Raw genomic sequence first — 10630 nt, forward strand, 5'->3', positions numbered from 1 at the left:
ATGAATTTCCGCAAGGGCCGGCGCCGGGAAGACCCGGAGATCAACCTGATCCCGTTCATCGACGTGCTGCTGGTGATCCTGATCTTCCTGATGGTGACCACCACCTACAGCAAGTTCACCGAACTGCAGATCACGCTGCCCACGGCCGATGCGCAAAAGGCCATCGAGCAGCCGGACCAGATCGACGTGACCGTCGATGCCAAGGGCAACTACACGATCAATGGCGAACCGGTGTCGTTCCGCGACGTGGCCGGACTGGCCTCGGTGCTGAAGGCGGCCGCCAGGCCGGGCAGCGATCCGGTGGTGGTGGTCAATGCCGACCAGTTCGCGATGCACCAGATGGTGGTCAACGTGATGGAGGCGGCGCGGCTGGCCGGCTTCGGCAAGCTGACGTTCGCGGCGCAGACGGGCAGCGGGAAATAGCGTTGTCCCGAGTGCTGACGACCCGGCGTGCCCGGGCATGACAAGACGTACTACACGACGCACGACATGAGCCTCGAATCCACGCTCACCCGCGCCTGGCTGCGACGCGGCCCGCTGGCCTGCGCGCTGTATCCCGTATCGCTGCTGTTCCGGGCGCTGGCCGGCCTGCGCGGCCTGCTGTACCGCGCCGGCGTGCTGAAGTCCAGCCGCCTGCCGGTGCCGGTCATCGTGGTCGGCAACATCTTCATCGGCGGCACGGGCAAGACGCCACTGACGATCTGGCTGGTCGAACAGCTGCGCGCACGGGGCTTGCGGCCGGGCGTGGTGTCGCGCGGCTTCGGCGGCAAGGGCGATGGCCCGCGCCCCGTCACCGCGCTGTCGACGCCGGCCCAGGTCGGCGACGAGCCGGTGCTGATCGCCACCCGCGCCGCGTGCCCGGTGTTCGTCTGCCGCGACCGCGTGGCGGCGGGCCGGGCGCTGCTGGCGGCGCATCCGGAAGTGGACGTGATCGTCACCGACGACGGACTGCAGCACTATGCCTTGCAGCGCGACGTGGAGGTGGTGCTGTTCGACGGCCGCGGGGTGGGCAACGGCTGGACCTTGCCGGCCGGGCCGCTGCGCGAGCCGCCCTCGCGCCGGCGCGACGTCACCGTCGTCAACGTGCCGGTGCTGGCGCCGCAGCTGGCGGCCAGCGTGGGCGGCACGCCATTCCAGATGACCCTTGCCGGCACCGTTGCCGAACGCCTGGCGGACCGCCGCGACCGCGTGCCCCTGGCCCGGATGGGTGGCAAGGGCCGGCTGGTCGCCGCCGCCGGCATCGGCAATCCGCAACGCTTCTTCCGCATGCTGGCCGATGCCGGGCTGGCGTTCGAGGAATTGCCGCTGCCCGACCACCACGATTTCCTCGACCGGCCCTTTGCGCGCGTGGCGGCGGACGCGATCTTGATGACCGAGAAGGATGCAGTAAAATGCGCGCATATCGAAGAACTGAGGGACGATCCGCGGCTGTGGGTCGTCCCCGTCGGCGCGCAGCTCGATGCCGCGCTGATCGCACACATTGTGGAGAAATGCCGTGGAAGCACGTTTGCTTGACATCCTGGTCTGCCCCGTTTGCAAGGGCCCGCTGGAATACGACAAGAAGGCCCAGGAAATGATCTGCCGCGGCGACCGCCTGGCCTATCCGGTCCGCGACGGCATTCCGATCATGTGGGCCGACGAAGCCCGCACGCTGCAGGACACGGCGGAGTGAATGACTGCGAAATCGCCGCAGATGACATCCGTGCCGCCTGGATCGGCATCCCTCGCATGCGCGCCGACCTGAACATCGAGACACCGTGACCTTTACCGTCATCATTCCCGCGCGGCTGGCGTCGACCCGGCTGCCGAACAAGCCGCTGGCCGACCTGGCCGGCAAGCCGATGGTGGTGCGCGTGGCCGAGCGCGCCGCGCTGTCCGGCGCCGAACGCATCATCGTCGCCACCGACCACCCGTCCATCCTCGACGCCTGCGCCGCGCACGGCATCGCCGCGCTGATGACGCGCGACGATCATCCTTCCGGCACCGACCGCATCGCCGAGGTGGCGCGCGCGCTCGGCCTGCCGCCCGAGGCGGTGGTGGTCAACCTGCAGGGCGACGAACCGCTGATCGATCCGGCGCTGCTGGCCGCGTGCGCCGCGCGCATCGGTGCCGGCGTGCCGATGGCCACCTGCGCGCATCCGCTCCACGATGCCGCCGACGCGTTCAATCCGAACGTGGTGAAGGTGGTGCTGGACAAGGCCGGCCGCGCGCTGTACTTCAGCCGCGCCACGATTCCCTGGGCCCGCGACGCGTTCGCGCAGTCCCGTCCCGCCGTGCTTCCCGCCGGCTATGTGCCATTGCGCCACATCGGCCTGTACGCCTACCGCAACGATTTCCTGCAAGCCTATCCGCTGCTGGAAGTGTCGCCGCTCGAGACCATCGAAGCGCTCGAACAGTTGCGCGTGCTGTGGCATGGCCATCCTATCGCCGTGCACGTCACCGACGCGGCACCGGCACCCGGTGTCGATACCCCCGAAGACCTGGAACGGGTGCGCGCTCACTTCGGCTGAGCGTTTGACGTTTTTGCATCCCAAACGGCCTCCCGAAGTGGCGTTGGGCCGGCGTTTTGTGGTAAGTTTCGTCACTAATGACACACTTACCATCAAACTATTAAAATTGTTTTAGGAATTTTCATGCGTCTCATTCTGTTAGGACCACCCGGCGCCGGCAAGGGCACCCAGGCCAACTTCATCAAGGAAAAATACAACATTCCCCAGATTTCGACCGGTGACATGCTGCGGGCCGCCATCAAGGCCGGTACGGAGATGGGATTGGCAGCCAAGAAGGTGATGGACGCTGGGCAGCTGGTTTCCGACGACATCATCATCGGTCTCGTCAAGGACCGCCTGAAGGAAGCGGACTGCGCCAATGGCTACCTGTTCGACGGCTTCCCGCGCACGATCGCGCAAGCCGACGCCATGAAGGATGCCGGCGTGAAGATCGACTACGTGCTGGAAATCGACGTGCCGGACGAACAGATCATCGAACGCATGGATGGCCGCCGCTGCCATCCCGGCTCGGGCCGCGTGTACCACGTCAAGTTCAATCCGCCCAAGGCCGAAGGCGTGGACGACGTGACCGGCGAGCCGCTGGTGCAGCGCGACGATGACAAGGCCGAGACCGTGAAAAAGCGCCTCGACGTCTACCACAACCAGACCGAAGTGCTGCTCGGCTATTACAACGAATGGGCCAAATCGGGCGCCACGGAAGCGCCGAAGTACCGCAAGATCGAGGGTGTCGGAGCCGTCGATCAAATCCGCGACCGCGCGTTCGCCGCGCTGGCGGAATAAGAACCCAAAAAAAACGGACCGGCACGGTCCGTTTTTTTTTGCCGGCCCCCTTTAGGCCGCAGCGACTCCTGGCCGGCCCCGATGGCTGCCCGTTCGTTCGCACAGTTTCGTTCGCATCGTTTCGTTTGCATCGTTTCGTTAGGGACCTGCACAGGCCCCAGCCGCGCCGCGCGGCGTGATGAAGTCCGATTTGCACCATTCGACAACGTTGGTTCACAAAGGGGGACATATGGCAGCAGGTCTGTGGTTTGCGGTGGCATGTGGCGTCATCGCGGTGATATACGGGTTGTATTCGCGCAGCTGGATCCTGGGGCAGGATGCCGGCAACGCCCGCATGCAGGAAATCGCGGCGGCGATCCAGCAGGGCGCCAGTGCCTATCTCGCGCGGCAATACCGCACCATCGCCATCGTCGGCATCATCCTTCTCGTTGTCATCTTCCTGCTGCTCGGCGTGCAGACCGCGCTGGGCTTCCTGATCGGCGCGGTGCTGTCCGGCGCCTGCGGCTTCATCGGCATGAACGTGTCGGTGCGGGCCAACGTGCGCACGGCACAGGCGGCCACGGTGGGCCTGAACGAAGCGCTCAACGTGGCCTTCAAGGGCGGCGCCATCACCGGCCTGCTGGTGGTGGGGCTCGGCCTGCTGGGCGTGGCGCTGTTCTACGGCATGCTCACCGCATTCGCCAGCAGCGCGTATCCATCGCCCCAGCTGTCGCATCACGACGTGATCAAGCCGCTGATCGGGCTGGCCTTCGGCGCTTCGCTGATCTCGATCTTCGCGCGCCTTGGCGGCGGCATCTTCACCAAGGGCGCCGACGTGGGCGCGGACCTGGTCGGCAAGGTGGAAGCGGGCATCCCCGAGGATGATCCGCGCAATCCCGCCGTCATTGCCGACAACGTGGGCGACAACGTGGGCGATTGCGCCGGCATGGCGGCCGACCTGTTCGAGACCTACGTGGTGACCCTGATCGCCACCATGCTGCTGGGTGCGCTGATGATCGCCGACAGCCCGCGCGAGGCGATCCTCTACCCGCTGCTGCTGGGCGGCGTATCGATCCTGGCCTCGATCGTCGGCTGCCTGTTCGTCAAGGCCAAACCCGGCAAGAAGATCATGTCGGCCCTGTACACGGGGCTCTGGTGGTCGGCGATCCTGTCGCTGATCGGCTTCGCCGTCGTCACCTGGCTGGTGTGGGACGACTACGACATGCGCTGGCAGATGATGGGCGCGACCGTGGTGGGCATCGTGCTGACCGGGCTGATGGTCTACATCACCGAGTTCTACACGGGCACCGACTTCAAGCCGGTGCGCCACATCGCCGAAGCGTCGACGACCGGGCACGGCACCAATATCATCGCCGGACTGGGCGTGTCGATGAAATCCACCGCCTACCCGGTACTGGCGGTTTGCGTGGCGATCCTGGTGTCTTTCGAGCTGGCCGGGCTGTACGGCATCGCCATCGCCGCCACGTCGATGCTGTCGATGGCCGGCATCATCGTGGCGCTCGATGCCTACGGGCCGGTGACCGACAATGCCGGCGGCATCGCCGAGATGGCCGGCATGCCGGAATCGGTGCGGGCGATCACCGACCCGCTGGACGCGGTGGGCAATACCACCAAGGCCGTCACCAAGGGCTATGCGATCGGTTCGGCCGGCCTGGCCGCGCTGGTCCTGTTCGCCGACTACACCCATGCGCTGGACTCGCGCGGCATCGACATCCGCTTCGACCTGTCGAACCCGATGGTGATCGTGGGCCTGTTCATCGGCGGCCTGATTCCCTACCTGTTCGGCGCGATGGCGATGGAAGCAGTGGGCCGCTCTGCCGGTGCGGTGGTGATCGAGGTGCGGCGCCAGTTCCGCGAGATCAAGGGCATCATGGACGGCACCGGCAAGCCCGAGTACGACAAGGCAGTCGACATGCTGACGGCCTCGGCGATCCGTGAAATGATCCTGCCCTCGCTGCTGCCGGTGATCGTGCCGATCCTGGTCGGCATGCTGCTGGGCCCGGCCGCGCTGGGCGGCATGCTGATGGGTACCATCATCACCGGCCTGTTCGTGGCGATCTCGATGACGACCGGCGGCGGCGCCTGGGACAATGCCAAGAAATACATCGAGGACGGCAACCATGGCGGCAAGGGCTCGGATGCGCACAAGGCCGCCGTGACGGGCGATACCGTCGGCGACCCGTACAAGGACACCGCCGGCCCCGCCGTCAATCCGCTCATCAAGATCATCAACATCGTTGCGCTGCTGCTGGTGCCGCTGCTGCCGACGACCGGCTGGCTGGCCGTCACGCCCGAGCCGGTAACGGCCCGCGCCAGGGTACCGGACCGTGTGGCCACCGGCGTGCCGCAGGCATTGCCGGCGGCGCCGGCTGCCCAGCGCTGAAGGCCGCGGCGGTACCAGCAGTGCGGCAGGGCCCGGACGGCGCGGCGTATCATGGATGCGCCGCTTCCGCCCGGGGTTTTCCATGTCGCCACGCCGTCGTTCCCTCGCTGATTTCTTCCTCCCTGGTTCCTTCTTCCTGGCTGCCGTGCTGCTGCCCGCGCTGGCGTACGCGCGGCAGGATGCCGCCGCCGAGCGCGAAGCGTATGCCCGGCTGCCCGTATGCAAGCTCGGCGCCGACGGCAAGAGCCTGGAGATCGAGCCCTGCCGCACGGCGCCGGCGCAGCGGCCGATGCCGCGCCGGCCGGTGCCGCGGCAGGACGACAGCGCCAGCCGCATTGGTCTACCCGATACCACGCCGGAACCGGCGGCGGTGCTGCCGTCCGCCACGCTGGAACCGCGCTCGCCGTACCCTTCAGCGCCTGTGCCGCCGCGACCGCCCGCCGTCAATCCTTCTCCCTATGCCAGCCCGGCGCCGGGCGCGTTCGCCACGCCGCCGCCGAACCGGCCGTCGCCCACCACCTGCGTGGGCCCGGTGTGCCGCGATGCCGCCGGCACCACGTTCCAGAACGGTGGCACCGGCGTGACCCGCAGCCCGGCCGGCCGGCATTGCACCAACGTGGGAGGCTATGTCCGCTGCATGTGATTGACGCTACAATGGCGTCAATTGACGCTTACGTAAACGTAAGTTAATGCGCGCAAACATGGCGTAGTCCACCGCGCGTCAAGCCATTCACATCACCAGGGAGACGGCATGCAGATCAGGGACAATGTATTCATCATCACGGGCGGCGCTTCCGGCCTGGGCGCCGCCACCGCGCGCACACTGGCGCAAGCGGGCGGCAAGGTCGTGCTCGCGGACTTGCAGGCGCAAGCTGGCGAGGCGCTCGCCGCGGAGCTGGGCGGCAGGTTCGTGCGCTGCGACGTCACGCAGGAAGCCGACGGCGTGGCGGTGGTGGCCGCGGCGCAGGCGCTGGGCAGCCTGCGCGGCATCGTCAACTGCGCGGGCGTGGCGCCGGCCGCGAAGACGGTCGGCAAGGAGGGCCCGCACCCGCTGGACGCCTTCGCGCGCACGATCGGCATCAACCTGGTCGGTACCTTCAACATGTGCCGGCTGGCGGCCGATGCGATGAGCCGCGAGGAGCCGCTGGAGCATGGCGAGCGGGGCGTGATCGTCAACACGGCATCGGTTGCCGCGTTCGACGGCCAGATGGGCCAGGCCGCCTATGCCGCGTCCAAGGCGGGCGTGGCCGGCATGACACTGCCGATGGCGCGCGACCTGTCGCGCAGCGGCATCCGGGTGATGACGATCGCGCCGGGGATTTTCGAAACGCCGATGTTGCTGGGCATGCCGGACGAGGTGCAGCAGGCGCTGGGCAAGATGGTGCCGTTCCCGCCGCGCCTCGGCAAGCCGGCCGAGTATGCGCACCTGGCGAAGGCGATCATCGAGAACGTGATGCTGAACGGCGAGACGATCCGCCTCGACGGTGCGATACGGATGCAGCCGAAATGAGGTAGCATCTGGCTACTGTCAATGAAACGCGCGGCCGCGGTCGCGCGTTTTGCTTTTCTGGGAGAACCGATGACCCGACTTTATTCCACCACCGCTTCCATCAGGATTTCCACCGTTTTTTCCGCCGCTTTGCCTGCCTCGCTGGCTGCCGCACTGCTGTGCGCGGGCGTGCCGGCGCTGGCGCAGCAGGCGGCCACGCTGCAGCGCGCACCGGAGATCGCCACCGGCTATGCCGAGAAGCAGGGCGTCCAGGCGCAGCGCTACATGGTCGCCGCGGCGAACCCGCTGGCCACCGAAGCGGGCTACCGGATGCTGAAGGCGGGCGGCAGCGCGATCGATGCGGCGATCGCCACGCAGATGGTGCTGACCCTGGTGGAGCCGCAATCGTCCGGCATCGGCGGCGGCGCGTTCCTGATGCTGTACGACGGCAGCAGGGTGCATGCCTACGATGGCCGCGAGACGGCGCCGATGGCGGCGAGCGAGCGGCTGTTCCTGGACAAGGATGGCAAGCCGGTGTCGCGCGAGGAAGGCATCGTCGGCGGCCGCTCGACCGGCGCGCCGGGCGTGGTGCGGATGCTGGGCATGGTGCATGCGAAGCACGGCAAGCTGGCCTGGGAAAAACTGTTCGAACCGGCGATCGAACTGGCCGAGCACGGTTTCCAGGTCAGCCCGCGCCTGCATGCGCTGTTGAAGTATGACCGCAAGCGCCTGCCGCGCGATCCGGTGGCGGCCGCCTATTTCTACGACAAGGACGGCGAACCGCGCCCGGTCGGCTACCTGTTGAAGAACCCCGAGCTGGCGCGGACGCTGCGCGAGATCGCCCGCGGCGGCGCCGATGCGTTCTATACCGGCCGCATTGCGCGCGACATTGCCGCCAAGGTGGCGAACCACCCGACCAATCCGGGCCTGCTGACGGCGCGCGATATCGCCGACTACCGGCCAAAGGAACGCGATCCGGTGTGCGCCGACTACCGCAAATGGAAGGTGTGCGGCGCGCCGCCGCCATCGTCGGGCGGCATCGCGATCGCGCAGATGCTGGGCATCCTGGAACGCACCAGCATCGCCGCGCACCCGCCGGTCGCCGGCAAGCTCGATGCCGAAGCGATCCACCTGTTTTCCGAGGCGGGCCGGCTGGCCTACGCGGACCGCAACCGCTACGTGGCCGACACCGACTTCGTGCCACTGCCGGGCAGGGGCATCGCTTCGATGCTCGACAAGCAGTACCTGGCGCGGCGCGCCGCCCTGATCGGCGACAAGTCGATGGGCAGCGCGCCGGCCGGCACGCCGCAAGGCATGCAGGTGGCCTGGGGCGCCGACACGGCGCTGGACCGGCCATCGACATCGCACCTGGTGGCGGTGGACCAGTACGGCAACGGGCTGTCGATGACGACCTCGGTGGAAGACGCCTTTGGTTCGCGGCAGATGGTCGATGGCTTCCTGCTGAACAACCAGCTGACCGATTTCTCGTTCGATGCCGCCGACGCCGACGGCCCGGTCGCCAACCGCGTGCAGCCCGGCAAGCGGCCGCGCAGCGCCATGTCGCCCACGCTGGTGTTCGAGCGCAAGGCCAACGGCGAAGCGGGCAAGCTGGTGCTGGCCACCGGCTCGCCGGGCGGCTCGTCGATCATCAACTACGTGATGAAGGTGCTGGTGGGCACGCTGGACTGGAATCTCGATGTGCAGCAGGCGATCAGCCTGCCCAACTTCGGCAGCCGCAATGGCCCGACCGAGCTGGAAGCGGGGCGTGTCGGTACCGACGTGATCGCGCAGCTGAAGGCACGCGGCCACGAGGTGCGCGAGTTCGAGCAGAACTCGGGCTTGCAGGGCATCGGGCGCTTGCGGCAGGGTGGCAAGGAACTCTGGTTCGGCGGCGCCGATCCACGACGCGAAGGCATCGTGCGCGGCGATTGAATCAGTGCTGCTTCATGCATGGAGCGCCTGGCGAGCGCCGTGGAAATGCGCTCGCCAGGCAGCGGCAGGCAAACCTGATCGTGGATCAGATCGTGCCGGTCTTGCTTGTTTCGCGCACGGGCTCCGGCCTGTCCCGCTTGCTCATGGCGTTGCGTATCTTCGCCTGCAGTGGCACCACGAAACGTTCTTGCACGAGCACGCACAAAATCGTCAGCAAGATGAGGTACAAGGGATAGCAGGCAACGCTCTGGTCAATCGTGCGGCCGGTCGCCACGATGCTTGAAATGCTCCAGTCAGGCGTGTAGAACAGTGACTTGATAAACTTCTCGGCCGCGCGGAAGACCGGGAAAAACGGCATGTGCAGCAGGAACACGGGCAGCGACGCCGCGCCCAGGCGGGTGCCCCAGTATTGAATCGTTTCGCTTGGCTTGTATTTGATCGAGACGCAGAGCCATATGATTGCCAGGCAGGCGGGATAGTACAGCCCATTCTTGATCACGTGCAGCCGGCTGTCCATGAACTGCAGGGTGACGGCTATCGCCACCGTTGCCAGCACCACGATCACCCCTGCCGCGTTCTGGGCCGGCGAGCCTACCACGTTGGCACGCGAATGCAGCACGCACAGGACCATGCCAGCCAGGAACAAGGGCAGGCGGATGATTGGATTCCTGTGCAGCACACCGTCCGTGATGATGTCGGTCAGGTGAAGCAGATCCGCGATCGCACCTGGAACAAGGAAGATCACGCCCAGCACGACGAGCATGCGGGCGGGCTTGTCGATGCGGTAGATTCCCGGCGCAACGAATGGGAAGACCAGGTAGAAGCAGGCCAGCGCCGACAGCGACCAGGACGGGCCATTGAACAGGATGTACAGGGGATTCCACGCATTCATCAACGTGGCCGTCGCCAGGAAGCCGAAGATCAGTTCACCATGCCCAAGCATGCGTGTCGCCGTGCCATCCAGGTCCAGGGGGACCACGATGCCACCGCGGCCGATCATGGTCTGGGCAAACGGCAGCAGCGAAAGCAGCAGGCCTGTCAGGTGCAGCGGATATAGCGTGGAAAAGCGCGCAACCCAGAAATTACGCCGGTTGACCTCGCGCCCGCCTTTGACGATGACGTAGGCGTAGGTGAGCAAGAAGCCCGACAGTACAAAAAATACGCTGGTCGCCAGGTTCCCGATTTCCAGCGATGCCTGGAACCAGGTGCCCTTGATCTGGGCGTAGCCCATCAAGGTGTGATAGAGAACGATATAGATCGCAAGGAGATATCGAAGCCAGTTGAGTGCCCAGAATCCCTTTTCCTTATCGCGCGCCCTGGTAGCTGGCATATCGCTCGGTAAAGTCTGAGGTATGTCGATTTTCATTTGGAGAGTTTATTCTTGATTCTTCAGGTAATCAGATTGCCGGCAGCAGGAATGCGCCATGATTTGGCGGACAAGTCAGGATGTTCGCTGTCGCAAACGATCCCTGGGTACGGAAGAGACGCCACGCGACGTGCTATACGGTACTGCCAAGGCACATGATTCAATTTCCG

10 protein-coding genes are annotated in these 10630 nt (G+C 66.2%); 9 read left to right on the plus strand and 1 reads right to left on the minus strand.

Translation table 11 applies throughout. From position 1 onward, the window contains the following. The 9 genes from OU994_RS09240 (at position 1) to ggt (ending at position 9094) form a co-directional block, all read left to right on the plus strand. The gene (locus OU994_RS09240) at positions 1–423 is read left to right on the plus strand and encodes a biopolymer transporter ExbD (RefSeq protein ID WP_281610516.1); all 423 of its coding nucleotides are present in this window, start codon (positions 1–3) and stop codon (positions 421–423) included. Between the two features lie 66 nt (positions 424–489). Continuing rightward, complete coding sequence (gene lpxK / locus OU994_RS09245) at positions 490–1515, plus strand: tetraacyldisaccharide 4'-kinase (RefSeq protein ID WP_281610517.1); 1026 nt, start codon at positions 490–492, stop codon at positions 1513–1515. Next, the gene (locus tag OU994_RS09250) at positions 1496–1672 is read left to right on the plus strand and encodes a Trm112 family protein (RefSeq protein ID WP_131147150.1); all 177 of its coding nucleotides are present in this window, start codon (positions 1496–1498) and stop codon (positions 1670–1672) included. Before lpxK ends, OU994_RS09250 begins: the two co-directional genes overlap by 20 nt. An 85-nt stretch (positions 1673–1757) precedes the next feature. Next, positions 1758–2510 (plus strand): 3-deoxy-manno-octulosonate cytidylyltransferase, encoded by a 753-nt coding sequence (gene kdsB, locus OU994_RS09255; RefSeq protein WP_281610518.1) that lies wholly within the window; start codon positions 1758–1760, stop codon positions 2508–2510. A gap of 123 nt (positions 2511–2633) precedes the next feature. Beyond that, the gene (gene adk / locus OU994_RS09260) at positions 2634–3290 is read left to right on the plus strand and encodes an adenylate kinase (RefSeq protein ID WP_281610519.1); all 657 of its coding nucleotides are present in this window, start codon (positions 2634–2636) and stop codon (positions 3288–3290) included. A gap of 229 nt (positions 3291–3519) precedes the next feature. Then, positions 3520–5673 carry a sodium-translocating pyrophosphatase gene (locus OU994_RS09265; protein WP_281610520.1) on the plus strand — a complete coding sequence of 718 codons (2154 nt, stop codon included), beginning with the start codon at positions 3520–3522 and terminating at the stop codon, positions 5671–5673. Positions 5674–5755: 82 nt separating this feature from the next. Continuing rightward, the gene (locus OU994_RS09270; protein ID WP_281610521.1) at positions 5756–6316 is read left to right on the plus strand and encodes a hypothetical protein; all 561 of its coding nucleotides are present in this window, start codon (positions 5756–5758) and stop codon (positions 6314–6316) included. Positions 6317–6424: 108 nt separating this feature from the next. Beyond that, a complete protein-coding gene (locus OU994_RS09275; RefSeq protein WP_131147145.1) occupies positions 6425–7183 on the plus strand; it encodes a 3-hydroxyacyl-CoA dehydrogenase in 759 nt (252 codons plus the stop codon). Between the two features lie 69 nt (positions 7184–7252). Then, the gene (gene ggt / locus OU994_RS09280) at positions 7253–9094 is read left to right on the plus strand and encodes a gamma-glutamyltransferase (protein ID WP_281610522.1); all 1842 of its coding nucleotides are present in this window, start codon (positions 7253–7255) and stop codon (positions 9092–9094) included. An 85-nt stretch (positions 9095–9179) separates the two neighbouring features. Here ggt and OU994_RS09285 read toward each other — a convergent pair whose 3' ends face one another. Further along, entirely contained in the window at positions 9180–10460 is a 1281-nt protein-coding gene (locus tag OU994_RS09285) for an acyltransferase (RefSeq protein ID WP_281610523.1), read from the minus strand. Between the last annotated feature and the right edge of the window lie 170 nt (positions 10461–10630).

Source organism: Pseudoduganella sp. SL102, from assembly GCF_027856995.1.
Lineage (GTDB): Bacteria > Pseudomonadota > Gammaproteobacteria > Burkholderiales > Burkholderiaceae_D > Rugamonas > Rugamonas albidiflava.

Bases quoted from the DNA above. Each gene is read 5' to 3' on its own strand.
- OU994_RS09265 (WP_281610520.1), top strand. From the start codon at position 3,520: ATGGCAGCAGGTCTGTGGTTTGCGGTGGCATGTGGCGTCATCGCGGTG.
- OU994_RS09270 (WP_281610521.1), top strand. From the start codon at position 5,756: ATGTCGCCACGCCGTCGTTCCCTCGCTGATTTCTTCCTCCCTGGTTCC.
- OU994_RS09285 (WP_281610523.1), bottom strand. From the start codon at position 10,460: ATGAAAATCGACATACCTCAGACTTTACCGAGCGATATGCCAGCTACC.
- OU994_RS09275 (WP_131147145.1), top strand. From the start codon at position 6,425: ATGCAGATCAGGGACAATGTATTCATCATCACGGGCGGCGCTTCCGGC.
- adk (WP_281610519.1), top strand. From the start codon at position 2,634: ATGCGTCTCATTCTGTTAGGACCACCCGGCGCCGGCAAGGGCACCCAG.
- lpxK (WP_281610517.1), top strand. From the start codon at position 490: ATGAGCCTCGAATCCACGCTCACCCGCGCCTGGCTGCGACGCGGCCCG.
- OU994_RS09240 (WP_281610516.1), top strand. From the start codon at position 1: ATGAATTTCCGCAAGGGCCGGCGCCGGGAAGACCCGGAGATCAACCTG.
- ggt (WP_281610522.1), top strand. From the start codon at position 7,253: ATGACCCGACTTTATTCCACCACCGCTTCCATCAGGATTTCCACCGTT.